This is a genomic window from Desulfobaculum bizertense DSM 18034 (assembly GCF_900167065.1).
In the GTDB taxonomy this organism is placed as follows: domain Bacteria; phylum Desulfobacterota; class Desulfovibrionia; order Desulfovibrionales; family Desulfovibrionaceae; genus Desulfobaculum; species Desulfobaculum bizertense.
Window position 1 is genome coordinate 271089 of sequence record NZ_FUYA01000004.1, and the last position, 26133, is coordinate 297221.

Consider the following 26133-nt stretch of genomic DNA (forward strand, 5'->3'; position numbering starts at 1 on the left):
TTCCCCCTATCGATCAGCTCTGATGGTCACTTTGCCGTCAGAGATAGATTCAACTACGCCATCAATGCTGGCGTGAACTCGTGCACCCATTGCACCTTCAGGAATTTCACCCAACAGGTCGCCAACCTTTACCCGGTCGCCAACAGCAACCACACACTGGGCCGGAGCGCCAATGTGCTGTCCGAGGAGCAGAGTAACGGAAGACGGAGTAAAGCTTTCACCAGTCTTGGGATGATCCATGTACTGGGTCAGACCAAGGCGCTGAATAAGGCGCGAGGTCGGAACAAAACGGCTTTCTCTAAACGGGCTGCTGACCAGTTCCTCTTTGGAGGACTCCCAGCGGACCTTGCCCTGCATCAAGACACGCTTGATCTGGGCGTTGACTTCACGAGGGGAAATCATCATGGGGCATGCGAACTTTTCGCACACGCCACACTCGGAGCACAAAAGTGCTTCTTTTGCGACCTCAGAATCAAGTTCATGAGACGCGAAAACCCGCATCAGCTTATGCGGATGCAGGGAGTGACCCAGAAGGTTTCTGGGACACAGATCCGTACACCGGGTACACTGGCAACAAATAGAATTTGTTATCTTCCGGATGCGCTCGGGATCTTTAATTTTGCCAGCAACAACGTTGTGCTCTGGCGGCAGAACAATCAGGCCACTGGTCGTCTTGGTAACTGGCTCCTCAATGGATGCCTTTACCCGGCCCATCATAGGACCACCGTCGACCACTTTATAATCCTGAATTGTCGGCCCGCCTGCATAGGCGAGCATGTCAGAAATAGCGGTGCCAACTGGAACTTTGACCACCATCGGGGTTTTCACCTCGCCAGTGACCGTCACGTACCGGTGCGTGACCGGCGTTCCATCCATGGCATGAGCGACGTTTAAAAGGGTTTCAACATTACTGACCACAGCTCCCACCTGGAGAGGAATGCCTCGTTCTGGGACCGTCTTGCCAAGCACTTCGTGAACGAGCACATGCTCGTCACCAGCCGGATAAAAATCCTTGAGTTCAAAGACTTCAATCTGACCACCGGGTACTTTGGCCACGGCGTCTTTTACCACTGCCATTGCGTGTTCGTGCTTGCCTTTCAGGCAAATGATGCCGCGTTTGGCACCAACACAGTCCATCATGGTCTGTAATCCACGAATCACCGTCTGGCATTCAGATTCCAAGAGATACGGATCGCTCATCAGAAGCGGCTCGCAGGAAGCACCGTTTACCAAAACGGTATCAACACTGGCGTCAGCCTTGACGTGGGTCGGAAGTCCGGCACCACCGGCTCCTACCACACCAGCTTCTTTAATCCGTGTCACAATCTGCTCTTTCATTGCACCCCCCTGCCGACAGTATAATCGGCCAGTATGCTACTCAGGTCCACATTGCGCACGTGCCCTCCGAAGCCGCAGTAGCTATGGCTCCAAAGGGCACGAATGGGAGCAGCCTAACTACCAGGCATGCTCCAAAAGCGTCTTGACGTCGCCAAGGAAAGGACGTCTGGGGTTACCAGCCGTACAAATGTCATCCAGGACATTCTTGGCGATTGTGTCCATGCTGTCCCGGTACACCTTTTCGGCGATCTGAAGACCGCTGATACGGTTCGGGATTCCCATGGACTCGTTGAGATCTTTGACTGCCTTAATCAGGCTAGCCACGCCCTCTTCCACCGTGGAAGCAGGCAAAGAAAGAAGCTCAGCGATTTCGCGGTACTTGACGCCTGCGTCAAACGCGTTGAAGCGGATGGCGTGAGGCAGAATCACTGCGTTGGCAAGGCCGTGAGGAATATGGAACAATCCGCCAAGGCTATGAGCAACGCCGTGGGTGATTCCAAGTCCGCTGTTATTGAATGCCATGCCTGCCATGCAGGAACCGAGCAGCATGTGCTCGCGTGCTTCCATATCGTCGCCACACACATAAGCGCGGAACAGATACTTAAACACGTAGCGCATGGCGTACTTGGCATAAATGCTGGTGAAAGCATTGGCATCCAAAGAAACGTATGCCTCAATAGCGTGAGTCAGAACGTCCATACCCGTTGCAGCGGTCATTTTGGCCGGAAGTGTACGGGTAAAGCGGGCGTCCAGGATTGCCATGTCAGGAATGAGTTCCTCGTCATTAAGAGGAATCTTCACGTTGTTCACTTTGTCAGTGATAACGGAGATGGCAGTCACTTCGGAACCGGTGCCACTTGTGGTGGGAATAGCCACCAGCATGGGCTTGGCCTTTTCCGGGCTCACCTTATGGGCAAAAAATGCGATTGCTTTTGCTGCGTCAATAGAAGAACCACCGCCGAATGCAATAAGCAAATCAGCGTTGTCCTTCATGAACAGCGACACGCCTCTGGTTACTGTCTCCAAAGACGGATCTGGCTCAACCCCATCAAAAACACGATGGCCAATGCCAGCGCGATCCAGATGGCTCTTAATACGATCGGCGAACCCGTTTTTGACCATAAAGGGATCGGTCACGATGAAGGCCTGCTTTGCAGCTACCTGCTCGAGGGTCTCCAGGGCATCTTCGCCGTAGCATATTTTGGTTTTTCCGTAGAATTGTGTCACCCTCGGATCCTCCACTCTGCTGAAACAAGAAGTTAATACGTCAGACGTCAGGGAAACATCAGGAAGAGATAATGCGCAGTAATTCTTCCTGAAAAGATCCCCGGCGACTCGGCTCTTTGTGATGAAAGGGCACCACGCCTTGCCGAAAAGGCTTTGAGCAAAAACTGGCAGTTTTCCCTCCTCTGGAAAAACTGCCAGCCTTGCTAAAAATCTGCTCCCTAAGTGCTGCATCCGGAAAATTGAGGGAACCGGAACAGCGTTTTTTTACGGAAAAGGCCGAAAGGGAGCATCCGGCCTAGTCCGAAAGCGGCATTATTTACCTGCGCGCTGGGGAAGGATGGTCTCCACTTCGCTGTGGGGACGGGGGATAACGTGGATGCTGATGAGTTCACCAACACGGTCAGCAGCAGCTGCACCAGCGTCAGTAGCAGCCTTGACTGCACCCACATCACCACGAACCAGAACGGTCACCAGACCGCCACCGACCTGCTCGCGGCCGATGAGTTCAACGTTAGCAGCCTTCACCATTGCGTCAGCAGCTTCAACAGCGCCAACGAGACCTTTCGTCTCGATCATACCCAGAGCATTCATCATACTCGTCTCCTTTTAACCGGTTACTTAGAGATTCACTTTAACGGTCATGACCACTTTTGTACTCAATGTGTACAAGGTGTTCAGATCGTTAATGCCATACTTTTCTTTGAGGACTGAAGCCACTGCAAGGATCAGACGTTCGTCTTCTTCGCTTGCGTCGCTTGCCTCGCCTCCGTCCTGCACGGGAGCATTAGCTGCATGAGCAGCTGCATGTGCCGGCTGGCCGCATGCAACACCTTCAGGCTTCGGGCCATAAACAACGGTAATGCCCCGCTTGCTGAGAGCATCTTTTGCTCCGGCGGTCAGGATGATAGAGCCATCAGCGTAGAGGGTGTTTGTGTCCTGGCAGATGTACTGGTCAAGATTTTCTACCCCTACAAGTTTCTTTTTCATCACTTACCTCACACCGCTTGTTAGGGCCCGAACAACCGAGATGTCGGGCCGGGGGATAACCACCGCGTCCAAAAGGTTCTTGCCAAGCGCAGTTTTTGCGGACTCAGCGGCCTCTCGAACAGCAGCAACATCCCCACCGATCACGAAATACGATTTTCCATTAATACCCTGTCCTGTCACCAGCCGAAGCAGTTCAATACTGGCCTGCTTCACGGCACAGTCAGCGGCATTGACTCCAGAAGAAACTGAGCGGCACTCAATAACTCCCAAAGCATCACCGAGTCTGGCTCTTTGGCTCTTCTTGAGCACAGCCGTCACCTGAGGTGAAATATTGGAGATAACAAAGCTGTCCTTGAGCGGACGTCCTGACTCGCGAGCTGCTGTAACCGAGGCCTCCACAGCCTCTCGGTCACCACTCACGTAGATCAGGTAGCGGCCGGAACAAATTGTTCCTGCCCGTACAAGCTCAACGTCGGCAACTTTGACCATCATATCTGCCAGCTCGGCACCAGCAGCTATGCCTCTACTCTCCACAACACCAAGGGTATCCACGTCTTACTCCTTAAGACGCCGTCAGCTCGTCGATAATACCGACGATGGCAGCATCAACAGGACTCTGTTCGTTGCGCAGGGCCTGTCTGGCAGAGCTTCCGGTTGTCACCAGAACCTGCTCGCCAATGCCAGCACCTACACAATCCACTGCGATAAAGCTTTCATGAGCGGCCTTATCTGCAAGGTCCACACGCTGAACAACCATCAACTTCAACCCGTTGAGGGTGTCTTCCTTGCGCGTGGCCCAAACGTTGCCGATAACCTTGGCGATAATCATATGCACACCTACAGCTGTTTCAGGATGTTCACACTCAGATTCTTTGCAGCTTCTGCTGCAAGAGGTGTAATGAGAGCATCAGTGGGTACGGCCAACGTGGATGCTCCAGAGTCTGCAGCCTGTTCCACGATTTTTTCAGTCACCAGAGACTCGCGGACACGCGTGGTGTCTGGACGCTTGAAGCTGAATTCTTTCAGCCCAAAGCCTGCGAGTGTTTTCTCATAGGACTCATACATGCTCAGGAGCGGTCCCGGAGCGGTTTCGCCATACTTGCGGTACTCAAATTCGAGCACCTCAACCTCTTTCCCCAGAAGGAGAACACGCAGCACTTCAGCAAGAGTCTTGGTAGAAGCGCTTCCGCGAGCGAGGTCGGCCATACCGCCAGGGCACAGGGAAGGAAGAATATACCGACAGGGAGTCCGATCTCCCATGTCCTCACCGAGGAAGTACAAATCAGCAGCTTCTTCAAGGCAGGATTCCACCTTGCTCACCAGGGACAGCTCGCGATTGGCGAGGACCATGACACATGGCTTCTGTACCTGCTGTTGCTGAAGCTGCTTCATCACCTCTTCGGCAATGGAGCGAATAAGTGCATCCACGTCCATGAATTCTCTCCTACGCGCTGCAGTTAAGGGCAATGCCAAGAGGCGTAACGAGGAAAGGATTTGCGGGCTTGTAGACAGGCACGCCAATCTCTTTTTCCATTACTTTCTCAATATCCTTGAGGCAGCAGGTACCACCGACGAGATAGACGGCGGAAACGTCACGGCCTTCAATGTGATCTTTGACAATCGTGCCCATCTTCTGAACAACCGGGCGGACAACAGGCAGAATTTCCTTCTGACGGTCCTTGGCTTTTTTGAGGTCTTCGGCCTCTTCAAAGCTCACCCGATAATTGCCAGAAATAACCAGAGTCAGATGCGTGCCACCAGTTGCTTCGTCAGCCACATACGTGACCTTTCCATCTTCGAGAACAGAAAGACCCGTAGTGCCACCGCCGATGTCGACGATGACACCATTCTGAAGCCCCAGAACAGCATTTGCGGCAGTCGGTTCATCCAGAATATTGGTGACTTCCAATTCTGCGGCTTCAACCACATACCGATGGGTCTTACAGTCGTTCTCAGAGGTTCCGGGAGGAACCGCAATGGCAGCATGAGTCAGAGGACGTCCGAGACGCTCCTCCAACTCCTGAACCAGTTTGCGAACAATTCTGGTGGCGCCAATGTAATCCACCACCAGACCGTCTTTAACCACCTGAGCAAACTCCATTGCGCAGGCCACGGGCTCTTTCTTCCCATTCAGCACCACGACTACAATGTAGGCGGTACCAAGGTCCACACCAACAAGAAGCTCTTCGTTTGGGTCCACCTCAACGGTGGTTTCCAAACACTGCTCCAAAGCGGTTATCTGCTGATCTATGGCAGTGAAATCCATATGCGGCACCCTACTTTCTCACAATTGTGCCAGTGACTTTCGGGCTCCAGCCACAGCTGTTGCCTTCGTCAGCATCAATGTGCATAGCCAGTTTGAAATTGTCGCCAACGCGAACCAGGACATCTTCGAGGATGACCGGACGGTCGCCATTAATTTTGACACACACAACGTCTTTGTCGTGCAGACCAAGGCGTGCAGCGTCTGCAGGACCCATGTGAATGTGACGGGAAGCCACAATCAGGCCCTCTTCGAGACCAATGATGCCATTCTGGGAAGCCAGGATGACACCAGCGGAACCCTTGAGGTCGCCGGACTGGCGCACGGGAGCGTCTTTGATGCCGAGAGAACGGGCATCAGTCTTGGACACCTCAACCTGGGAGGTGCTGCGAGAGGGGCCAAGAACAGCAACGTTGTTCATGACGCCCTTGGGACCGATGAGTCTGACACGCTCTTCTGCAAGGAACTGTCCGGGCTGGGAAAGTTCACGAACAGCGGTCAGGGGATGACCAAAAAGCTCAATGGCATCAGCTTCACTCAGGTGCACGTGACGTGCAGAAATTTCGACTGGAATAGGTCCAGTCTCCGTAGCGCAGGACGGGGATGCGGGAGCTGCGGTATCGCAGTGCATTTCTCCCATGACATTCTTAATAACCCCGTTCAGGATTTCTCTAATTGCGTTCTCGTTCATGCTCGCTCCGCTCACAGAGATGTACCGACATTTTGAGCATCATGCTGATGAACACGGTGCTGTCGTGTTAATTCGGGTCTCACGTTTGTTGCTTGCTTCACAGGTGCAAAACAGTGAGGCCCTGCTCTTTCTGCCAGAAACTCTGGCAGCTTTTTTTGAAAGGTGGTGGAGAAGGACATCTGCCCTCCTCCACCGTAACCGGGTAAAAAGCACTACATAACTGTAGTGTGCTCACCTGGTGCAGGAATATTATTCACCGGCCTTGGGAAGGATGGTCTCAACTTCGCCGTGAGGACGGGGGATAACGTGAACGGAAACGAGCTCGCCAACAGTCTGAGCTGCTGCTGCGCCTGCGTCGGTAGCTGCCTTGACAGCACCCACGTCGCCACGAACCATAACGGTCACGAGGCCGCCGCCAACTTTGGTCTTGCCGATCAGGGTGACGTTAGCAGCTTTGACCATTGCGTCAGCTGCTTCGACAGCGCCTACGAGTCCCTTGGTTTCGATCATTCCGAGTGCGTTAGAGCTCAACATGGTGTGTTCTCCTTATCTGATTAAATTTGTTTCTAAAGTGCAGAGTTTAAAAAATCTCTCAGCGAGATTAGGCCATTTTTTTCAGCTGCTCGAGGATCATTGCAGTGATTGCATTGACATCGAGGTTTGCGCCCTGACCGCAGGACTCGGAAGCGCTGGAAGCGCAGGAGCTGGGTGCAGAGGCAACAGGAGTGTTACCCAGATCATAGGCAACACGGCGAACGTTCATCAGGTTCAGCGGAGTAACGTTGTCGGAAGTAGCGCTACCACCCACAGTGCCACAGCCCAGAGTGAAGGACGGGAACAGGGAGGTGGTGATGCCAACAGCGCCCTGAGTGGACGGAGTGTTGACGAGAATACGAGAAACAGGCTTCTTCAGGCCGAACTGACGGATAACGTCTTCGTTCTTGGAGTGAATTGCCAGGGAGTGACCGATGCCGCAGTTCTTGAGAAGAGCGTGGCAAAGCTCGCAAGCTTCTTTCCAGTCTTCAACAACGTAGAAACCGAGCAGGCCGGTGAGCTTCTCTTTGGAGAAGGGGAATTTCTTACCTACACCCTTTTCGTCGGAAACGAGAAGACGGGTGTTAGCAGGAACAGAAATACCAGCCAGGCTTGCGATGTATTTTGCATCACGGCCAACAATTGCGGGGTTCATAGAACCGTTAGCGCGCTCCATGATAGCTTTGACCTTTGCAAGGTCGTCGCCCTCGAGGAAGTAACCGCCCTGTGCAACAACTTCTGCTCTCACCTGAGCTTCGATCACGGTCTCAGTCACGATGGACTGCTCGGATGCGCAGATGGTGCCGTTGTCAAAGGTCTTACTTTCGAAGATGCGTGCAACTGCTTCTTTCACGTCTGCGCTTCTTTCAACAAAAGCGGGGACGTTACCAGCACCAACACCCAGAGCAGGTGTACCGGAGCTGTAAGCAGCCTTAACCATGCCCGGGCCACCGGTAGCAAGGATAAGGTCAGCAATCTTCATCAGCTCGCCGCTACCACCGATGGTGGGAACGCTCATAACGCTGATGAGGTCTTCGCACACGCCGCAGGACTTCAGAGCGCCGCGGATGATTTCAACGGTGCGGCCAATGCATTTCTTTGCGCTCGGATGAGGAGTGAAAACAACAGCATTACCGGACTTCAGAGAAATCAAAGTCTTATAGATAGTCGTGGAAGTCGGGTTGGTGGAAGGCACGATACCGGCGATAACACCAACGGGAACAGCAACTTCAACGATCTTCTGTTCTTTGTCGTCGTTCAGGATGCCGATGGTCTTCATGTCGCGGATAACTTCTGCGACACGCTCACTGGCGAGAAGGTTTTTGACCTTCTTGTCCTGAGTCTTACCGTAACCGGTTTCCTCATGTGCAAGCTGACCCAGCTCTTCAGCGTGTGCTGCGGTTGCCTTTGCAACAGCTTCGACAACAGCGTCAACGCGAGCCTGATCCAGCTCTGCAAACTTTTCCTGAGCCACACGAGCTGCACGAACCAGTGTGCGGGCTTCCTGAATGGACAATAAATCCTTGTCTACCATAGGACTACTCCTCTATATTCCTATAGAATTTAGTAATAGCTTCAATCAGATCTTTCTTGTTGGTGGACTTAATCTCTTCTCGGGTCAGGGAAAGACCTGCCAGACCACGAGCAATCTGTCTCACCTTGCTCACTTTCATTTTTCTCAATTCAGAAATATTCGGACGCTGCACTTCTTCAGCCTTCACGTCTTTTTTGACGATCTCAGCTTTAGGAGCCTTTGCAGCGGGCTTTGTCTGAACCTCTTCGACCACATCCTGAGTTTTTTCTGCCTCATCCGTAACGGATTCCTGTTCCGGCTTTTCCTCAAGAACCTCTTCCTTGGCAGGTGCAGATTCTGCAACTTCCTCAGCTTTTGGTTCTTCCGGAGCCAGAACAGGCTCGGCGCATGCTGCTACAGCAGCTTCTGCGGCCTGTTTTTTGGCCTGCTCAGCTCTCTCTTGAGCAGTTTCAAAACTCAGCATGTTCGCAAGCTCAACATCCGGCCGGGCAATCACATGCTGTGAGCGCAGCAGTGCTCCCGGAAGACGGCCGATGGTTGCAACTGCGGCATCAATAGATGCACGAACAGCAGAAACCTCGCCCGCGATGGTGATGGTCACAAGGCCACCACCAACAAAATGTTTTTCCAAAAGGTGCACGTCGGCAGCCTTGAGCATCGCATCAGCGCCCTCAATGGCTCCAATCAGACCCTTCGTTTCAATAAGTCCAAGCGCAGACATGGTGTGCTTCTCCTTGGTTGCAGAAGACAGGTGCCAAAGCCTGTGTTAGTGGCGAACCACGCTCACGGGGAAATCGTATCGCTTGATACAATTCTCAATGCGACCCAAGTCTTCATCTGTCAGGGCCGGATCACCCTCGACCGGGTACTCCCAGTCAAGCTGGTTGTATTTGTTGACGCCCATCTTGTGGTACGGCAGCAAATCGATGCCTTTGAAATTCTTCATGTCCTGATAAGGCATCAGGAACTGAATAAGCGCGTCAATCTCAGCCTCACTGTCATTGACTTTCTTGAGGAGAGGCATGCGGATCTTCACGTTGTAGCGATTTTCCAGCAGCCATTTGAGATTCTGCAAAATGGTTTCATTGCGAACGCCGGTCAGCTCGTAATGACGATCAGAATTCATGGTCTTGACGTCATAGAGGAAAAGGTCAACGAAATCGGCAACCTTTGCCACGGCTTCGGGGCGTGCATAACCACAGGTTTCAATTGCGGTATTGATGCCACGCTGCTTGCAGGCCTGAAGCACACAGCAGGCAGCCTCGGGCTGCATGAGCACCTCACCGCCACCGAGTGTGATGCCACCACCAGAGACGTCGTAGAACGGACGATCTTCTTCGATGACTTCAATCAGCTCGGAAATAGGTTTTTCTTCACCCATAATCGCGATTGCATCCTGATTACAGGCGTCTTCACACTTGCGGCAGCCAATGCATTCCAGCTTGCGGTTGATCTGGTGCTTACCGGCTGCATCCAAGGTGTGGATGCCCTGCGGGCATACTTCAACGCATGCACCGCAGTTCACACAACTGTCTTTCTTGAAGAGCAGCTGCGGAGTCCGCAATTGCCCTTCGGGATTCGAACACCACTGGCAGCGAAGAGGGCATCCTTTAAAGAACACCAGAGTCCGTACACCAGGTCCATCATACATGTTGTACTTTTGTATGTTGAAAATCCGTGCTTTTCTCTCAATCATTATCATTCTCAGCTGCGTTAGAGGTTCAAATCCCGAAGGGCTTTCATTTCAAATCAATTAGAATTCATGCAGCATGGTTCTGCTGATGATCTCGTCCTGTACGTCCTTGCAGAGTTCTACGAAGAACGCACTGTAGCCAGCTACGCGGACAACGAGGTCGCGGTACTTCTCAGGATTGACCTGAGCGTCCAGCAGAGTCTTGTCATCAAGGTAGTTGAACTGCATTTCACCGTTACCGAGCATGCACGCAGTACGGATAAGGGTGATGATGCCGTTTTCACCTTCCGGAGTATCCAGAAGACCAGCCATGATTTTGAAGTTGTGCACCATGCCGATGTTCATGTTGTCGTTAGACATCTTGGACACAGACTTGATGATCGCAGTGGGGCCCTTGAAGTCAGCGCCCTGAGTGGGGCTGATACCGTCGGAGAGAGGCATCCATGCATCACGACCGTTAGCGGAAGCACCGAGGAGCTGACCGAACGGAGTGTTGTTGGAGATGGACAGAGTGCCATGGCTCAGGACGGAGTACAGGGTCTTGTACTTGCGGTGCTCGTCTTCAGTGAACTGAACGAGATCGGAAGCAATAAGGTCAGCGTAATCGTCGTCGTTACCGAACTTCGGTGCTGCGAGACAATCAGCCTTCACCTGCGGGTATCCCTCGAAGTTTGCCTTCAGAGCAGTGTTCAGCTCTTCCAGGGTGTACTTCTTCTCGTCAAAAACGAGGCGCTTGATGGAAGCCATGGAGTCAACGTACGTTGCCAGGCCACTCCAGATTGCACCGGGACCGAAGTTGTACATGGCGCCGCCAGCGGCAACGTCCTTACCGGACTCCATGCAACCTTCGTACATGAGGGACATGAGCGGCTTCGGTGCCAGGTCGCGGTGTACGCGCTGGGAGATAACCGTAGCAACAGCAGTCCACTTGGTGATGTATTTGATCTGGTCCTTAACGGCTGCTTCGAACTTCTCGTAGGTATCGAAGGAAGACAGTTCGCCGGAATCCGGGCAAACTTTCTTGCCGTACCACAGCGGTACACCGTGGTTCATGGCCAGTTCGATGCAGATAGGCCACTGGGTGTATGCAGTGGAGGTCCACTGATACAGACGGCCAGCTTTCTGAGGCTCAACGCAACCCATCAGGCAGTAGTCGCGAGCGTCTTCCATGCTGACACCCTTGGCGAGCATCATCTTGATGTGTGTGTCGTCAAAGTGAATGGCCGGGAAGCCCATGCCAGAACGGATGACGTCAACAATCTTCTTCAGGTACTTCAGAGGAGACTTGTTGTGCACACGGGTAGCCAGAGAAGGCTGGTAGATGCGGACGTGACGGACAGCGTCCATCAGCAGGTACGTCAGGTCGTTGGTTGCGTCGCGACCGTCACGGGTCACACCACCAACGCACATGTTGACGAAAGGCTGGTAGCCAGCAAAGAACTTGGAGCCGCCTTCGCTGGTGATCCACATCATTTCAGACATCTTGATGAGCATACAACCAGCGAGGTCAAATGCCTCGTACTCGTTCATGCGGCCAGCTTCGAGGTCAGCCTTGAAGAACTCGTACATGTACTGGTCAACTCGACCGATGGACATACCAGTCTGGTTCTCTTCGACAACGAGGAGAGACTCGATGGTCCACACAGCCTGAATTGCTTCCCAGAAAGTGCTCGGACGGTGAGCAGGCACGCGTGCGTTCACTTCGGAGATTTTCAGCAGCTCAGCCTTGCGGCGAGGATCGCTTTCCTTGGCAGCGAGGTCTGCTGCGTACTGGGAAATGCGCTTTGCGTAGATCATCACACCTTCGGTGGTGTCGATGATGGACTCGTAGAAGTAAATCTTGTCCAGATCTTCAGGGTTGCCGTAGTCCAGATCGTCAAGGTGAGCCTTGGCTTCGTTCTGGATGTCGATCATGCCCTTCTTCATCAGGATGACGTCGTAACCGGGGTTGGAGTCACCACCACCGTTTACAGCGTGGTAAGAGCAGTCAGAAACGAATGATTCGCCAGACAGTTCCCACAGGCCTGCTTCGCGGTACTGGCTTTCGCAGTACTCATCGACAGACTTGTCCTTCCAGTAAGGGAACAGCTCTTCGCGCATGACGCGCTTGTCTTCGTCAGAAATGTAGAATGGGTCCTGAGCACGGGTGGAGATGGTGTCAATCTCGTCTTCCATCCAACGCCATGCAATATCCGGAGAGAATGCACCAGCACGCGGAGCGCCGTTAGGAGCACCAACGATCAGTTCGTTGTCCTGAATGACCAAGGGAGCGGTCTCGCAGCAGTAGCGGAAGCTCTTTGCGCGCAGGAGAATCTTGGGCATGCCAGGATTTTCCTTAGCGATCTTGGTGATAGCGCGTGCACGGTGAGTAGTGATGCTCGGCACATGCTTCAGGAAGTTTGCTTTCAGCTTGACGTGTCTCTCTGTCGGACCATCAGGAATGGTGGTTCCCAGCGGTGCAGGTGCGCCAAGGTTGCTAATCGGGTTATCTTTGAGAATCTCGGCAGAGACACCCTCAAAAATTTTCTTCAGGGAATCTCTTTCCGAAGCGGTCAGATTCTTGGTCGCTTCAGCGAGCTTTTCGGAAAAAACGTTCAGATCCATTCTGCTTCCTCCATGTAACAAGTAATGGCAATCACTACTTCTTGGCAGATGCGGCGTTGATGACTTCGATCGCCTCTGTCAAAATCTGCTGCAATGTTTCTGCGCTAAGGGGGTGACTGCTTTCCGCACCAAAACAGCTTTCGGGGCAGGGTTTTTCAATCGTATTTGCACCACCAAGAGTCTCCATTGTCCGGACTCCGTAGCCAACCTTTCTGGTGTAGATAAGGTTCATTGGAGAAACGTTGTCTGCGGTAATGCCGCTACCGGCAGAACCACTTCCAAGCGTCATGGATGGGAAAAGATTCGTGGTGGCCCCCATGCCGCCAAAGGTGGCCGGGGTATTGACCAGCAGCCTGCCCACAGGTTTCTTGAGGGCAAACTGGCGGATTACGTCTTCATCTCTGGAGTGGATCACCAGAGTATGTGCATTTCTCTCATGCAGGAGAAGCTCGATGCACTTTTCACAGGCGTGCATCCAGTCATCCTCTTCGTAATAAGCAAGGACAGGTGCAAGAAGTTCGCGAGAATACGGATCAGACTCAGAAACATATCTGCGATCTGCAACCAAAAGCTTTACGCCTACGGGAACGCGAATACCGGCACGGCGTGCAAGGCGCTCTGCGCTCACACCAACCATTCCGGCACGACGGCGACCGTCGGGAGTAAAGAACATCTCTGCCAAACGCAGGGAGTCTTCTTCGGACATGAAGTATGCTCCATGCTTCTGGAAGGCCCGCTTCACTTCTGGCGAAATGCATGCATCTACCACCACAGACTGCTCTGCGGAGGGTGCAACACCATAATCAAAGGTCTTGCTCGCTATAATATCCTTTACAGCCTGATCAATGTCTGCCGTACGTTCGATGAACGCAGGACCATTTCCTGTGCCGCCATAGATGACAGGCTTTCCGGAAGCCTTGGCTTCTGGCAGCATGCCGGGAACACCAGACATCAAAATGAGCGATGTATTCTGGTGGTTCATAAGCTCGCGGGCACCACTTTTGGAAATGGGCTTCAGATATGCCAGACAGCCTTCTGGCAGACCTTTTTCGGTTGCGGCCTCGATCATAATGTCGAGGACCTTGCTCATACTTTTTTCTGCGCGCGGATGGGGAGAAAAGATGATGGCGTTGCCAGATTTAATCGCAATCAGCGTATTGTGAATCGTGGTGGACACAGGGCTGGTCACTGGGCAAAGCGCAGCAATGACACCCATAGGCACACCAATGTCCGTGATCTGCTTCTTGCTGTCTTCGGCAATGACGCCGACACAGCGCATACCCCAGAGGTGTCTGCGGGTATTGGAGCACACAAACTGATTCTTGACGTACTTGTCTTCCCATCTCCCATAATCAGTTTCATCATGAGAAAGGACGGCAAGTCCCTGCAGATGCTCAGCAACTGCCTCGGCTACGCCTTTGACGATCTCGTCCAGCTTCTCCTGAGGAAATGTCGCCAGCTTTTTCTGGGCCTGAAATGCGTTCTCCGCCAGGATTCGTGCCTGCTGAATGGAGAGTAAATCGTTATCAACTATCATCATTTACCCTTTTTCCCTCTCCTTAATGTCCCAAGTGCACACAAGGCGCGGCTATGGGAGCAGATTTTCCAGGGCGTACCGCTCTGTGATCTTGGCCAGGTCTGGGTGGGGAGTAGGAATAACCAAGGAGCTGTAAACTTCAGCGTCCATATTCTCTACGGCCCTGACGCCAGCTTCTACTGCGGACTGACAAGCCGAAACATCACCCTGTACCAGTACGGAAATGTATCCCGAGGCGACGTTTTCATAGCCGATGAGTTCAACATCAGCAGCTTTCATCATGGCGTCCGCAGCTTCCAGAACAAATACAATGCCAAAGGTTTCAATAAGGCCGATAGCTCGGCGGTCAGGTGCAGCCTGTGCCTTGCCAGCTTCGTCGTCCACTGCGTGAACTGAGACAATGTCTCCAACGCCGCGAATGGGCCGGGGCATAACGTTTTGGGCTGTCAGCTTGCCAAGTTCGGAAGCGGCAGCAGCACCAGCTTCCACCGCAGCCTTCACAGCGGCCACATCACCTTTCACCATGACGGCAACCAGGGTTGAGCCGATGTTTTCGTACGATGTCAGTTGCACGTTTGCAGCTTTGAGCATGCTATCCGTGCCACCAATAGCCGGAACCATTCCAAGAGTTTCGATAAGGCCGAGGGCCTCTTCGCCGTAATACCTCATGCAGTCTCCTCAACTACGCGGTTCAATCAGTCCTCAATAGATTACTAAAAAAAGCATCGCCTCCTGGTGCAGAACGGACCTTATAAGGAAGACCTGCCTGCACCGAAATTTACTCTACCCCTTCCCCCTTAGGGGAAAGTCAATGCAGTTTCTGGATTTCTCCACAATTTATCCAATATAATCTTAATTTTCAGATAGTTATGATAAAAAAGGTCTACGTTTACCCCATAGTTGTCCTTCTAAGAACTACGGTTTGATCCTTTTACAGGGGCAGGAGAAAATACACGCTAGGGGGAAGCTTACAGGGAAATGGCACGCAAGCTTTTTTGAACTCGCGTAAATAATCACAAAACCCTACCCTTCCACTTCCGGAGGGATGCTCTGGCAAAGATTCGGTTCGCCTATCGAGTTATTTGACTGTTTAATCAATCAAATTATGTAACCCTTTGATTTTATTTTCGTAAACAAATACAGCCGTATATACTCATACCTTTTTACTAGCCAAGAAAAAATATCCGAGTTAAGGAATACCCTCGAGTGGAACCTTTACGATTTTGATTCACAAGCTTCATAGTTCCCTTAAATTATTGTACTTTTTTCACAGCCTTCCCACAGGGTTCAGGTTATGAAACGGGTCAAAAAGACCCAGATTTCCAATGATGCCGACATCCAAAAGCCATTCTTTTTACCGAATACACAATATTCTGTTGACCTTCCCCCTACGGGAAGCATTAGCACAATCATAGGAGTACTCCGCCCACGCTGATGGAGCGTGAGCTTGTGTTTAGAGAGGATGGACTCTGAGGAAACGACATTCAAAAGGAGATAAACATGGGGCAAGCAGTAGGCGCTCTTAATCCGGCAGCAATTGCCGCGAAGAAAAAACTGGCCGCTGACTTTAAAACGAAGGGCATTCTTACAGCACTCCTGTCTGGTCTGCTGTATGGCTTTTACACCGCATTCATGACTCTTGGCATGTCCAAGGGTGTATGGGCTAACTGGTACGGCGAAAACTCTGGGCTGTCTGCTTTCGCTGTTATGTACCTGCTCGGTGCTCTTGGTGCAGCATGCACCGATACTTGTAGTGCTCTGTGGGCTACAAGCTTTGCAACCATTCGTGGTCGCTTTTCTGACTTTATTCGTACCATCAAGACCAAGCCCGGTATCGTGATGGTTGTTGCAGCAATTATCGGCGGTCCTCTGGCTAGTACCGCTTACGTTGTTGGCCTCCAGATGGCAGGCTCCCTGGTTGTTCCGATCGCAGCTCTTTGCCCTGCTATCGGCGCTATCATCGGCCACTTCCTTTTCAAGCAGCACCTGAACGCTCGCATGATGCTCGGTATTGGCATCTGCTTCCTCGCCAGCTTCATGATCGGCAGCACCGGTCTTGGCGACGACGTACCGGCTAACCTCATGGTTGGTCTGTTCTTCGGCTTCATTGCTGCTCTTTGCTGGGGTATCGAAGGCTGCATTTGTGGTTACGGTACTTCCATGATCGATCCCGAGATTGGCATCACAATCCGTCAGGTCACCGCAGGTTTCTCCAACCTGCTCATTCTGGTGCCTGTCTTTGCTCTCATCTCTGGCCTCAGCCCGGTCGAAATGGTCGGCACAGCCTTTGGTGACGGCGACGCCATGATCTGGTTCGTTCTGGCTGGCCTCAGCGCATACCTTACCTTTATGTTCTGGTACAAGGGTAACGGCATGTGCGGTGCTGCACTGGGTATGTCCTGCAACGGCACCTTCTCTTTCTGGGGTCCCTTCTGCTGCTGGATCATCATTGGTGTGATCTTTGGTCAGGAAGGCTGGAACATGCCTCCCATCGCATGGGCTGCGGCACTCGTCATGGTCGTTGGTATCTTCACCATCGCTATGAATCCCCTTGACCTCTTTAAAAAGAAGGATGCCTAGCATGAAACCGCTGAACTACGCCATTCTGAAGCATTTCACTAAAGTTGAAGAAGCTTGTGTACAGGACATCATGGAAGTTCTTCGCGCCGAGTACGGCAGCTTTAGAGCTTTCAAAAAGGATTCTATCCTGAATGCCCTGATGACCGCAGAAGCAAACGGCCTGCTCGAAGAATCCCGCTTCGACCTCGATGAAAACAACGAACTTCGCGTGTACTTCCATGCACACGAAGAAGGCGCCGCCACGATCAATACATACATCGCCGACTAGCGCTTTTTTGGGTGGAGCCTTCCAACACGGAAAGGTTCCACCCTTTTTTATACAGGACGTTGTTCCTGGTGTTCTGTGTCTGGATAATGGCTCATTTTTTGATGCCTTTTTTACAAGACAAAAATTGTACAAGCTGCTACAGCCTGAAACTTACTGAGGTGCACAGAAAAACGGGGAACGACAAAGCTTTTTAGAAAAACTTCTTTGGGAGTAGGATACCCCAAGGAGCAACGAAGGAGAGACGTTCTATGAAGTATAAGGGACGGTATTTCATAGGTGACATGAGTAAAATCTGTAACATTTCAAAAAAGGCGCTTCGTTATTACGACGAAATAAACCTTATTCCTTCTCACCGGCACGACTACAATCAGTACCGGTACTACACATACGAGTCCCTGTTAGCTGTACCTGTCATCAAGTATTACAAGCAGATGGGCTTTACCCTCGATGAAATGCGTAAGTTCATCGAAGGCAACACCGCGAACATCTACAAGACAATCCAGCACTCATTCCTCAAAAAAATTGAAGAGCTGGAGCAGGAACAGGAAAAGATTCGGCGCAAGCACCACTCCGTCAAAGACTGGTATGAACTGGTCGTTGAGGCTGAGATGGTTATGGAAAACAACATTCAGGAAGTTTCCATCAAATACGTGCAGCCGAGTAAATATCTTTTCCAGAACCAGACCTTTGAAAGCGACTTGATGGCTGCGATCATCAACATTGACTTTACCAAGCATGTTGAAGATCTGGACAACGAAATCACAGGGCCGGTCATTCTGAATTTCTCCTCATACAAAAAACGTCTGGAGAAATCCGAACAGCCGATACGAATTCTGCAAAAGACCCTCAAGCCCTTGGCTCTGGATAATCAGGCCAGCTTTGGAGGGCATATGATGGCAACCTGCTATCATATTGGTTCGCATGACGACATTGAGAAGACGTACAAAAAAATCATGCACTGGGCACAGGAGAACAACTACATTCTCCACGACAGTTCTTATGAACGCTACGTGACAGACTACTGGACAACCCGAAACACCTCTCAGTTTGTTACAGAAGTCATGATGCGCGTCTCCAGAGAAAAAGCTTCCGCTCGAAACTAGCTTTTCTCTAAAACAACACGTCGTCAAAAACATGAGCCGCTGACATGGGCTACGCACTGCGCGTAGCCCTTTTTTGTGCACAAAAAAAGCGCAAGGTTCCAAAAGGAAACTTGCGCTTTATCTTTTCGCGTCACCGTGGCTACAAATTCTTTGGCATCTTTTCGACGAACGCGCGAATTTCATCACGCACTCTTCGGTATGCCTCTAATGCCTCTTCTTCTGTTTTAGCATCCTGTGCCAGCCTGGGCGGGTCATCAAAACCAGCGTGTATCCGCTTCACTGCACCAGGGAAATATGGACAATTTTCATTTGCATGTCCGCACACCGTCACAACGACATCAAACAGCACCTTTGGCAGCTCACTCACAAGCTTTGACTCATGCCCAGAGATATCAACCCCGGACTCAGCCATAACCTGAACAGCCGTGCCGTTAAGTCCATGCTTTTCAATACCTGCTGACCACACGTCAATCTCATTGCCTTTCAAGGCACGGGTCCACCCTTCTGCCATCTGGCTTCGGCATGAATTCCCCGTACACAAAAACAGAACTTTCAGTTTTTCATTCGACATAGCCAGCGTTATCCTTTTTCGCAGCAGCTCACAGAACGGGTTCCCTCGGCGTCAGAGTCATGAAAGTATCGTCTGCGCAACCACAGGGCCACATTAACCAAACCAATCAAAACTGGCACCTCAACCAGCGGCCCAATCACCGCGGCAAAAGCTACACCAGAGTTGATGCCAAACACGGCAATCGCGACCGCAATCGCCAGTTCAAAATTATTTGATGCCGCAGTAAAACTCAGGGTTGCGGACTTGGAGTACCCCGCCCCAGCCTTCTTGGACAAGAAGAACGACACCAAAAACATCACAACAAAATAGATGCACAGGGGCACAGCAATGCGCAGGACGTCAAACGGAAGCTGTACAATATACTCGCCCTTGAGCGAAAACATGACGAGAATCGTAAACAGCAGGAACACCAGCGTCAGAGGGGCAATCTTTGGCAAAAAGACATTCTCGTACCATGCTTCCCCTTTGAGCCGAAGGCCAATGACTCGAGACAGGAAGCCCGCAAGAAAAGGAATCCCAAGGTAAATAAAAACGCTTTCTGCGATCTGCCCCATTGAAATGTCTACAACGGCGCCAGAGAGACCGAGCATCGCCGGAAGCTTGGTGATAAATATCCAGGCAAACAGAGAGAAAAAGAGGACCTGAAAAATCGAGTTAAACGCCACCAGCCCTGCGCAGTATTCCCGGTCACCGTCTGCAAGATCATTCCATACAATGACCATCGCAATACAGCGAGCCAGCCCAATCAAGATGAGACCAATCATGTACTCATGGTATCCAGACAGAAAGGTCACCGCGAGGACAAACATAAACACAGGGCCAATCACCCAGTTCTGCACAAGTGACAGAGCAAGAATACGCCCATTGCGGAAGACCTGTCCAAGCCGCTCATACTTTACCTTGGCAAGCGGTGGATACATCATCAGGATCAGCCCGACGGCAATGGGAATATTCGTGGCCCCAACCTGTGAGGCATGTATCAGGTCCTGTACCTGCGGCCATGTATACCCCGTAAGTACGCCCACCAGCATTGCCAGAAATATCCACAGAGTGAGATATCTATCCAAAAACGACAGTCGCCGTGTTTGCGTTGCCATGTTTCCTCCATGTATCCATTCCAGTGCAGTTCAGCAGAAGCTCTGCACCTTCAAAGTTTGGCTATTTGGCAAAACCGCCAAATAGAATATCTATAAAAAGGAGTGAGCAAAGCATCACTCCTGACTTTTACCGTGCGCATTCCCCACTGGACAGTGTACACGCCACTGCCGGGGAATTCAAAACCGTTGCATTCAGGCATTCCATAAAATCAGTCAGACATGAAATGCGCAGCGAGTAATACACGCAATTACCACGTTTTTCATCAGCGACAATTCCGGCTTCCTTGAGTACGGAAAGATGCTTGGAAACCGTTGACATATCTGAGCCAACAAGCGGCTGTAGCTCGCACACGCACAATTCGCCTTCGCTCAGTGCATCCACAAAACGCAAACGGGTAGGATGCCCGAGAGCTTTAAATATTTTTGCGCGGTCTTCGATATTTTTCTGTGTATGAGTCATATGTGCTCCTTGCGTATTTGGCAAAATAACCAAGAAGCGCGATCTGTCAAGTGACAATTTGGCGATTTTTTTCCCTTGCTGCAAGGGCTTGTCGAACTCACTGACTTTTTGTAGAGGAGGAACCGGAAACACTGTCGTGGGAGGACATGTGCTTAAGAAACTCTTTTCGAAACGGGCATCAGTACTTTTACTGCTTGCTGCGTGTGTCTGTCTTTTTAGCTACAGACTGTCTGGATCGTACATAGATGACAATGGAATACTTCACGAATCATTTGGATTCATTCCGCTTGGCTGGCTCTTTTTTCTGCTCAGTCTTGTCTCGCTTACCGGAGCGGCCCTGCGTCGCCTCTTCACCAAAAAAATCATTTAGCCGTGGGCAGCTCTGCCCATGATGTCGTAAACTTCTTTGAAAGCTGCTGCTGGCGCATATGCCAGTCCTTGGCGCCAAGCCCTGCGCTGGCGAACTGAAGGCTTCCACGTCCAAAGCGCTGATTAGCCGCATCCATAGCCTGCATAAGCCGTTTTTGTTCTTTGCGCTCATCGTTATGCAAAAAATCTGAAAACGTGCATTGTCGCTGATTTTCGGGACAGAGTTCCAAAAGAACAACTCCGGCTTTTTGATACAGAAATCCGGGGCGATAGATTTTGCGCAAGATCTGCAAGGCCGCAGTCAAAATATCGGGGGTAAACGCGCTTGGCGTGGGAAGCGCAGCCTGCCCTTTTCCAAAATACTGAGGGTCGTCTGCAAAACGGTTTGTCTGAATAACAAGCTGAACCACTTGGGCGACCAGCCCCTTTCGCCGCAGCTTCTCCCCTGCCCGCTGCACATAGCTTGTTATCGCTTCTTCCAGTGCCTCCAGGGATGTAACCCGCTGCCCAAACGACCGGGAACAGCTCACACTTTGTGCAGGCGGAGCCACCTGCTCCAGCTCAATACACGGAATCCCCCGAAGTTCCAGCATAGTCCGCAGTCCACAGACGGTCAGCATGTCTCTGACCCAGTCCTGTGTACGACGGGTGAGGTCATACGCCGTCCGAACCGAACGCGCCCGCAACTTATCCGCACTGCGCCGCCCAATGCCCCAGACATCGCCAATATCGATACTCTGGAGCGTCGTCGTTATTTCTGCCGGACTCTCCAAAACACATACGCCGTTTTTCTCTGGTGTCTTTTTGGCAACCCGGTTGGCAATCTTGGCCAGAGTTTTGGTTCTGGCAATGCCGACGCAGACGGGGATTCCAGTCCACTGCCCCACGGTTTTTCGCATCTCCTGCGCAAGGGCATGTGCCCGCTCGAGGCTCAGCTCGCCAATATCCAAAAAGCACTCATCAATAGAGTACGCTTCCAGACGGGGAGAAAAACGAGACAGAATGTCCTGAACCCGTGCCGACATATCGCCATACAGCGCATAATTCGACGAAAAAACCCGTACGCCATGCGCCGCAAAAAAATGCTGGAGCTTATGGGCAGGGGCACCCATGGGAATCCCAAGAGCCTTGGCCTCATTGGAACGCGAAATAATACAGCCGTCGTTATTGGAGAGCACCACAACGGGTAGCCCTTCGAGCACAGGCTGGAAAACCCGTTCGCACGAGACATAAAAATTATTGCAGTCGACCATTGCGATATATGGCAACCGATCTGCACTCACAGCATTCTCCGAACAACACCGCGCACCACGCCCCAAACACAAAACTCCTGTTCCTCTGCCACCCGTATTTCCGAATACGCAGAATTCTCTGGCTGGAGCACAAAGGCTCCGTCCTTGTGCAGCAAACGCTTTACCGTCAGCTCCCCATCAAGCACAGCAACCACAATGCGACCATGCACGGCCTCACAGGAACGGTCCACGATCAGCACGTCACCGTCACAAATGCCAGCGCCAAGCATAGAATCCCCACTCACCCGCACCATAAAGGTTGCGGCAGGATTTGCGACCAGATACTCGTTCAGGTCAAGCGCCGTTTCAATATAATCGTCTGCTGGTGAAGGAAAACCAGCTGAGATGCGCGACAGATACAGGGGAATCTGCGCCCCCACGGATTCATTCGGAACTGCACACGGCCCCAGAACAACTGGCGCATCTGAAAATTTTCTGTTTCTCATTGTCTGGCACCTCCCCGGCCGACCAAAAGTCCGGCACAAGCTACCACAAGCCGTCCAGTGGAACAACACACATCCCTAAGCTACGGGCTTCATCTCCATCTCACTGTGAACACTGTCCCTTTTCGTCACAGAGCATTACGCAAAAGAAGGAGCTTTTCCTTTAAGTTCTTGGAAAAAATGCTATTCCTTTTTTCAAAAAATCGTACAGTAAAATATAACAAAATGTCCGGTCAAAACGAACAAAAATATCCCAGCACCCAGAAAAAGCACTATGGAAAAAGCTGCAGCATGTGATATTTTCAGGAAGAAATGCGTCAAAACCTCTTGAGCTTTGCGAAGGAGACACTATGCTTCGCCACCTTCCACAATGTCCTCTTGCCCGCGGCAATGGATTTTTTAGGAACACACTCCTTCTTCTGGCATCCATTTCCGCAGTTTGTGTTCTCGCAGACATCTGGTTCTATTTCCTCAAAGACTATGCGGTCTGGATTCGCATTATCTCCGCATTTGTTTTGCTCTTCGCGGGCATCCCCATTGCCTCGCTCTATGCCCACTCCTTTAACCGCACCACCCTGCGCTTCGGCTGTGTACGGGATTGGCTTCGCTGGGTCTTCTTTGTTCCTCTCGCCCTTGTCCTCGGACTTATTCTCTCTCTCCCCATCTGGCTCGTCTTTTCGCATCTCCCACTCTGGCGCCTGCTTTCTGCCATACTCCACGCCCTAGGGACCTGCTGTCTCCTCCATGAACTCGCCCCACGCAACCGCCGTCTCGTGCTTGGAGCCTTTGCCCTGATTCTTCTCGCCAACGCCGCACACAGCTTTATCCATCCCTACCCGCCACGGCCAATGGACTTTGCAGAAATGGAACAGTTCCATTCCTTTGCCCTTCAGGCTTTGACCGCATGCGTCAGCTTTGCCATTGCCATATTCCTCGACAAAAAAAAGCCCCCGCAGGATATCCCGCAGGGGCCAAATGGCGAATCATAGACGTCTTATGAGACTTCGAGTCCGCACTGCTCCATAAGTGAGATACCATACTCAATAGGAACAACCGCAGAAATATTGGTATCCATTGCGCCTTCGCAGTACGCGGCACGGATTCCAGACCCGTCTCTCATGGGGCAAAAACGCCCCCAGATGATTCCCACGATGCGGGCATCGTCAACAGAGACCAGCGGTCCTCCCCGATCTCCCATGTGAACTCGTGAATCAATGAGAATCTCATTGTAGCCACCGGGCATTGTCACTTTTGAAGCAACAATCGACGAAACCGTCGCAAGGTTGTGCAGCTGCTGGTTTCCAAAAGGAAAACCAAGTCCCAGCACACTTGCGCCAAGCGGAAGCTGCTCACTGTTTCCAAGCAAATGATCTGGAGTATCAAAATGGGCGGCAGGGTCAAACTGCAAAAGCGCCAGGTCACTTCCTGCGTCCTCGGCAACAACCCGCACGGGGCAGGACGTGACCTGATCCCGAACAATGGGCTGAAAATCATCTGTGGACCGTGAAGAGACCACAAACAAATCTTCTGGATTCTCACCATACAGGTGCCTGACGGTCAGCAGGTAGCCCTTGCTGTGGCACACAAATGCCGTGCCCAAAAAAATTGCACCCTCGCCCCCATGCCGACGCATGAGCATCATGCAGGCATGCTGATATTTATGTGTTGCGTGTGTATACATGCACACTCCTTTCTGTTTGTCACAGGAAAAACATTTCAGCCCGTCTTTCCTGCGCAGGACTGCTAGCCCATTTTACTTTTGGTCAAACGGGCAATTGTCTTGGGGCTGGCCTTTGTTTTCAGCAGAACCCGCTTACGCGAACGCTGTTCAATCCGAAAACGCTGGGGGCCAACATACTCTGACAGGCCTTTGTACAGGCTCACGCACATGAGCAAAATGACAATCGCGAACGGCAAACCAGTGGTAATCGCCGCAGTCTGCAAAGCCACCAGTCCACCGCCCATAAGCAGCGCAGCAGCAACAACACCTTCGGACACAGCCCAGAACAGTCTCTGGAGCGGCGGCGGGTCAGGATTGCCATCGGCAGTGATAATATCAATGACCATAGACCCTGAATCAGAAGACGTCACAAAAAAGGTGACAACAACACAAATACCAAGAACACACGTGATGTCCGAAAGGGGGAACTTTTCCAGCAGCACGAACAGCGACACAGGGATGTTGTCCTGCACAGCCTGCCCAATGCCTCCGCTTCCAAACATATCAATATACAGCGCACTGTTTCCAAAAACCGTAATCCAGACAAAAGTCACAAAAGACGGAATCAGCATAACGCCGAGTACGAACTGGCGAATGGTTCGCCCTTTTGAAACCCGGGCAATGAACATGCCCACAAATGGCGACCATGCAATCCACCAGCCCCAGTAAAACACAGTCCAGCCATTCTGCCATGACGTATTTTCATAGGTTTCAGCCCAGGTGGAAAGCTGCGGAAGCTTCTGAATGTAAAAGCCCACATTTTCGATAAGTCCATTCAGGATGAACAGCGTCGGTCCAACGGCGAGCACAAAAAACATCAGCAGGAGAGCAATAATCATATTGATCTCTGAAAGCCGACGAATTCCGGCATCAAGCCCTTTCATGACCGAGGTTGTGGCTATTCCGGTAATGACAACAATCAGCAAAAGCTGAACAAGGTTGGTCTGTGGGACGCCAAACACGTGATGCAGCCCTGCGTTCACCTGCTGGACACCAAGTCCCAAAGACGTAGCGACACCAAAAAGCGTTGCGACGGTCGCCATAATGTCGACGGCATAGCCCAAAGGCCCATTCACGCGGTCACCAATCAGCGGCACCAGGACGGTACGAATGGTCAGCGGGTAGCCCTTGTTAAAAGAAAAGAAGGCCAGACACAGTCCAACGACCGTATACAGCGCCCACGGGTGAAAACCCCAGTGCAAAAAAGTCAGGTCCATAGCAAGCCGCGCAGCCTCTGGAGTTTCAGGCTTTGCAAATGGCGATGCCATGTAGTGGAACATTGGTTCTGCCACACCGTAAAAAAGCAGACCAATACCCATGCCAGCACTAAACAGCATGGCAAACCACGCGGGGGTGGAAAACTCCGGTTCTGCGTCGTCTCCACCAAGACGAACGTCACCAAAACGACCAAAGAGCATGACCAGGGAAAAAATCAGGGCAATGTTCATGGTCCAGATGAAGAACCAGCCACCATAATTGGCGATGTTTGATTGAAGAGTTCCGAACCAGTCTCCAAGAGATTTATGAAAACTGATGCTGAATGTAACAAAGAGGATAATTATTGTAGCAGATGTGAAAAATACTACGGGGTTTACTGTAAAAGCCTTCCAGCTATCTTTATTGACTGATGGTGAAGCTTCCTTCTCAAACAAAACGCCTCCAGTGTTCTGCCGACGTCTTTACAATGGTGGGTCATTGCTGCCTGCAATGGCCACAGTCGGCACGTTAAAATTTCAAAGTTTGGCACAGTAGCAGCATTTTTTGAGTTGATCAAGGAAGAGTAAAAACGTTTTCTTCACAATTTCACAAGCACTAAAGCAAC

At 51.5% G+C, this 26133-nt stretch carries 28 protein-coding genes; 5 read left to right on the plus strand and 23 right to left on the minus strand.

The window, feature by feature from the left end; genetic code table 11:
• Positions 1-6 precede the first annotated feature (6 nt).
• The 16 genes from B5D23_RS07950 to B5D23_RS15340 form a co-directional block, all read right to left on the minus strand.
• A complete protein-coding gene (locus B5D23_RS07950; protein ID WP_078684879.1) occupies positions 7-1338 on the minus strand; it encodes a 4Fe-4S dicluster domain-containing protein in 1332 nt (443 codons plus the stop codon).
• A gap of 117 nt (positions 1339-1455) precedes the next feature.
• A complete protein-coding gene (locus B5D23_RS07955) occupies positions 1456-2565 on the minus strand; it encodes a 1-propanol dehydrogenase PduQ (RefSeq protein WP_078684880.1) in 1110 nt (369 codons plus the stop codon).
• Between the two features lie 312 nt (positions 2566-2877).
• Positions 2878-3159: a BMC domain-containing protein gene (locus B5D23_RS07960; RefSeq protein WP_078684881.1), complete on the minus strand. Its 282-nt coding sequence runs from the start codon at positions 3157-3159 to the stop codon at positions 2878-2880.
• Positions 3160-3183: 24 nt separating this feature from the next.
• On the minus strand, positions 3184-3552 hold the full coding sequence (locus B5D23_RS07965; RefSeq protein WP_078684882.1) for a hypothetical protein: 369 nt from the start codon (positions 3550-3552) through the stop codon (positions 3184-3186).
• A gap of 3 nt (positions 3553-3555) precedes the next feature.
• Positions 3556-4104: a BMC domain-containing protein gene (locus tag B5D23_RS07970; protein WP_078684883.1), complete on the minus strand. Its 549-nt coding sequence runs from the start codon at positions 4102-4104 to the stop codon at positions 3556-3558.
• Between the two features lie 10 nt (positions 4105-4114).
• Positions 4115-4381 (minus strand): EutN/CcmL family microcompartment protein, encoded by a 267-nt coding sequence (locus tag B5D23_RS07975; protein WP_078684884.1) that lies wholly within the window; start codon positions 4379-4381, stop codon positions 4115-4117.
• Between the two features lie 8 nt (positions 4382-4389).
• Entirely contained in the window at positions 4390-4986 is a 597-nt protein-coding gene (locus tag B5D23_RS07980; RefSeq protein ID WP_078684885.1) for a hypothetical protein, read from the minus strand.
• 10 nt (positions 4987-4996) lie between these two features.
• Positions 4997-5818 carry an ethanolamine utilization protein EutJ gene (eutJ, locus tag B5D23_RS07985; protein ID WP_078684886.1) on the minus strand — a complete coding sequence of 274 codons (822 nt, stop codon included), beginning with the start codon at positions 5816-5818 and terminating at the stop codon, positions 4997-4999.
• Positions 5819-5828: 10 nt separating this feature from the next.
• Entirely contained in the window at positions 5829-6506 is a 678-nt protein-coding gene (locus B5D23_RS07990; protein WP_078684887.1) for a phosphate propanoyltransferase, read from the minus strand.
• 249 nt (positions 6507-6755) lie between these two features.
• Complete coding sequence (eutM, locus tag B5D23_RS07995) at positions 6756-7037, minus strand: ethanolamine utilization microcompartment protein EutM (protein ID WP_233815311.1); 282 nt, start codon at positions 7035-7037, stop codon at positions 6756-6758.
• Between the two features lie 70 nt (positions 7038-7107).
• On the minus strand, positions 7108-8574 hold the full coding sequence (locus B5D23_RS08000; RefSeq protein WP_078684889.1) for an acetaldehyde dehydrogenase (acetylating): 1467 nt from the start codon (positions 8572-8574) through the stop codon (positions 7108-7110).
• 4 nt (positions 8575-8578) lie between these two features.
• Positions 8579-9295, minus strand: coding sequence for a BMC domain-containing protein (locus B5D23_RS15305; RefSeq protein WP_078684890.1), 717 nt, complete (start codon positions 9293-9295; stop codon positions 8579-8581).
• A gap of 45 nt (positions 9296-9340) precedes the next feature.
• A complete protein-coding gene (gene cutD / locus B5D23_RS08010) occupies positions 9341-10270 on the minus strand; it encodes a choline TMA-lyase-activating enzyme (protein WP_078684950.1) in 930 nt (309 codons plus the stop codon).
• Between the two features lie 57 nt (positions 10271-10327).
• A complete protein-coding gene (cutC, locus tag B5D23_RS08015; RefSeq protein ID WP_078684891.1) occupies positions 10328-12871 on the minus strand; it encodes a choline trimethylamine-lyase in 2544 nt (847 codons plus the stop codon).
• A gap of 34 nt (positions 12872-12905) precedes the next feature.
• The gene (locus B5D23_RS08020; RefSeq protein ID WP_078684892.1) at positions 12906-14411 is read right to left on the minus strand and encodes an aldehyde dehydrogenase family protein; all 1506 of its coding nucleotides are present in this window, start codon (positions 14409-14411) and stop codon (positions 12906-12908) included.
• A 48-nt stretch (positions 14412-14459) separates the two neighbouring features.
• Positions 14460-15077, minus strand: coding sequence for a BMC-T shell protein (locus B5D23_RS15340; RefSeq protein ID WP_078684893.1), 618 nt, complete (start codon positions 15075-15077; stop codon positions 14460-14462).
• Between the two features lie 831 nt (positions 15078-15908).
• Between B5D23_RS15340 and B5D23_RS08030 the strand changes: the two genes are divergently transcribed.
• The 3 genes from B5D23_RS08030 (at position 15909) to B5D23_RS08040 (ending at position 18359) form a co-directional block, all read left to right on the plus strand.
• Positions 15909-16988: a hypothetical protein gene (locus tag B5D23_RS08030; protein ID WP_078684894.1), complete on the plus strand. Its 1080-nt coding sequence runs from the start codon at positions 15909-15911 to the stop codon at positions 16986-16988.
• A gap of 1 nt (position 16989) precedes the next feature.
• A complete protein-coding gene (locus B5D23_RS08035; protein WP_078684895.1) occupies positions 16990-17256 on the plus strand; it encodes a hypothetical protein in 267 nt (88 codons plus the stop codon).
• A 248-nt stretch (positions 17257-17504) separates the two neighbouring features.
• Positions 17505-18359, plus strand: coding sequence for a choline utilization transcriptional activator (locus tag B5D23_RS08040; protein WP_078684896.1), 855 nt, complete (start codon positions 17505-17507; stop codon positions 18357-18359).
• A 139-nt stretch (positions 18360-18498) separates the two neighbouring features.
• Here B5D23_RS08040 and B5D23_RS08045 read toward each other — a convergent pair whose 3' ends face one another.
• The 3 genes from B5D23_RS08045 to B5D23_RS08055 all read right to left on the minus strand — a co-directional run bounded on the left by B5D23_RS08045 (position 18499) and on the right by B5D23_RS08055 (position 20487).
• Complete coding sequence (locus B5D23_RS08045; RefSeq protein ID WP_078684897.1) at positions 18499-18930, minus strand: arsenate reductase ArsC; 432 nt, start codon at positions 18928-18930, stop codon at positions 18499-18501.
• A gap of 8 nt (positions 18931-18938) precedes the next feature.
• Positions 18939-20027: an ACR3 family arsenite efflux transporter gene (arsB, locus tag B5D23_RS08050; RefSeq protein WP_078684898.1), complete on the minus strand. Its 1089-nt coding sequence runs from the start codon at positions 20025-20027 to the stop codon at positions 18939-18941.
• Positions 20028-20154: 127 nt separating this feature from the next.
• Positions 20155-20487 carry an ArsR/SmtB family transcription factor gene (locus B5D23_RS08055; protein ID WP_078684899.1) on the minus strand — a complete coding sequence of 111 codons (333 nt, stop codon included), beginning with the start codon at positions 20485-20487 and terminating at the stop codon, positions 20155-20157.
• 148 nt (positions 20488-20635) lie between these two features.
• Here B5D23_RS08055 and B5D23_RS08060 point away from each other — a divergent pair, with 148 nt between their 5' ends.
• A complete protein-coding gene (locus tag B5D23_RS08060; protein WP_078684900.1) occupies positions 20636-20857 on the plus strand; it encodes a DUF3955 domain-containing protein in 222 nt (73 codons plus the stop codon).
• On the opposite strand, the gene B5D23_RS08065 is transcribed toward B5D23_RS08060, so the two are convergent.
• Together B5D23_RS08065 and B5D23_RS08070 are read right to left on the minus strand one after the other, a co-directional pair.
• The gene (locus B5D23_RS08065) at positions 20850-22139 is read right to left on the minus strand and encodes a Y-family DNA polymerase (protein WP_234985075.1); all 1290 of its coding nucleotides are present in this window, start codon (positions 22137-22139) and stop codon (positions 20850-20852) included. The genes B5D23_RS08060 and B5D23_RS08065 overlap by 8 nt on opposite strands.
• Positions 22136-22594, minus strand: coding sequence for a LexA family protein (locus tag B5D23_RS08070; RefSeq protein ID WP_078684901.1), 459 nt, complete (start codon positions 22592-22594; stop codon positions 22136-22138). The genes B5D23_RS08065 and B5D23_RS08070 overlap by 4 nt, the downstream gene beginning before the upstream one ends.
• A 347-nt stretch (positions 22595-22941) precedes the next feature.
• Here B5D23_RS08070 and B5D23_RS08075 point away from each other — a divergent pair, with 347 nt between their 5' ends.
• Positions 22942-23580: a hypothetical protein gene (locus B5D23_RS08075; protein ID WP_078684902.1), complete on the plus strand. Its 639-nt coding sequence runs from the start codon at positions 22942-22944 to the stop codon at positions 23578-23580.
• A gap of 5 nt (positions 23581-23585) precedes the next feature.
• Here the strand turns inward: B5D23_RS08075 and B5D23_RS08080 are convergent, their stop codons facing one another.
• Together B5D23_RS08080 and B5D23_RS08085 are read right to left on the minus strand one after the other, a co-directional pair.
• The gene (locus B5D23_RS08080; protein ID WP_078684903.1) at positions 23586-24272 is read right to left on the minus strand and encodes a S1 family peptidase; all 687 of its coding nucleotides are present in this window, start codon (positions 24270-24272) and stop codon (positions 23586-23588) included.
• Positions 24273-24334: 62 nt separating this feature from the next.
• Positions 24335-25963, minus strand: a complete 1629-nt coding sequence (locus B5D23_RS08085; RefSeq protein WP_078684904.1) for a BCCT family transporter — start codon at positions 25961-25963, stop codon at positions 24335-24337.
• Between the last annotated feature and the right edge of the window lie 170 nt (positions 25964-26133).

Bases quoted from the DNA above. Each gene is read 5' to 3' on its own strand.
- cutC (WP_078684891.1), bottom strand. From the start codon at position 12,871: ATGGATCTGAACGTTTTTTCCGAAAAGCTCGCTGAAGCGACCAAGAAT.
- B5D23_RS08070 (WP_078684901.1), bottom strand. From the start codon at position 22,594: ATGAGAAACAGAAAATTTTCAGATGCGCCAGTTGTTCTGGGGCCGTGT.
- B5D23_RS08030 (WP_078684894.1), top strand. From the start codon at position 15,909: ATGGGGCAAGCAGTAGGCGCTCTTAATCCGGCAGCAATTGCCGCGAAG.
- B5D23_RS08020 (WP_078684892.1), bottom strand. From the start codon at position 14,411: ATGATGATAGTTGATAACGATTTACTCTCCATTCAGCAGGCACGAATC.
- B5D23_RS07975 (WP_078684884.1), bottom strand. From the start codon at position 4,381: ATGATTATCGCCAAGGTTATCGGCAACGTTTGGGCCACGCGCAAGGAA.
- B5D23_RS07965 (WP_078684882.1), bottom strand. From the start codon at position 3,552: ATGAAAAAGAAACTTGTAGGGGTAGAAAATCTTGACCAGTACATCTGC.
- B5D23_RS08080 (WP_078684903.1), bottom strand. From the start codon at position 24,272: ATGTATACACACGCAACACATAAATATCAGCATGCCTGCATGATGCTC.
- B5D23_RS15340 (WP_078684893.1), bottom strand. From the start codon at position 15,077: ATGAGGTATTACGGCGAAGAGGCCCTCGGCCTTATCGAAACTCTTGGA.
- B5D23_RS07990 (WP_078684887.1), bottom strand. From the start codon at position 6,506: ATGAACGAGAACGCAATTAGAGAAATCCTGAACGGGGTTATTAAGAAT.
- B5D23_RS15305 (WP_078684890.1), bottom strand. From the start codon at position 9,295: ATGTCTGCGCTTGGACTTATTGAAACGAAGGGTCTGATTGGAGCCATT.
- arsB (WP_078684898.1), bottom strand. From the start codon at position 20,027: ATGGCAACGCAAACACGGCGACTGTCGTTTTTGGATAGATATCTCACT.
- B5D23_RS08035 (WP_078684895.1), top strand. From the start codon at position 16,990: ATGAAACCGCTGAACTACGCCATTCTGAAGCATTTCACTAAAGTTGAA.
- B5D23_RS08045 (WP_078684897.1), bottom strand. From the start codon at position 18,930: ATGTCGAATGAAAAACTGAAAGTTCTGTTTTTGTGTACGGGGAATTCA.
- B5D23_RS08040 (WP_078684896.1), top strand. From the start codon at position 17,505: ATGAAGTATAAGGGACGGTATTTCATAGGTGACATGAGTAAAATCTGT.
- eutJ (WP_078684886.1), bottom strand. From the start codon at position 5,818: ATGGATTTCACTGCCATAGATCAGCAGATAACCGCTTTGGAGCAGTGT.
- B5D23_RS08075 (WP_078684902.1), top strand. From the start codon at position 22,942: ATGCTTCGCCACCTTCCACAATGTCCTCTTGCCCGCGGCAATGGATTT.
- cutD (WP_078684950.1), bottom strand. From the start codon at position 10,270: ATGATTGAGAGAAAAGCACGGATTTTCAACATACAAAAGTACAACATG.
- B5D23_RS07980 (WP_078684885.1), bottom strand. From the start codon at position 4,986: ATGGACGTGGATGCACTTATTCGCTCCATTGCCGAAGAGGTGATGAAG.
- B5D23_RS08000 (WP_078684889.1), bottom strand. From the start codon at position 8,574: ATGGTAGACAAGGATTTATTGTCCATTCAGGAAGCCCGCACACTGGTT.
- B5D23_RS07960 (WP_078684881.1), bottom strand. From the start codon at position 3,159: ATGATGAATGCTCTGGGTATGATCGAGACGAAAGGTCTCGTTGGCGCT.
- B5D23_RS08055 (WP_078684899.1), bottom strand. From the start codon at position 20,487: ATGACTCATACACAGAAAAATATCGAAGACCGCGCAAAAATATTTAAA.
- B5D23_RS07950 (WP_078684879.1), bottom strand. From the start codon at position 1,338: ATGAAAGAGCAGATTGTGACACGGATTAAAGAAGCTGGTGTGGTAGGA.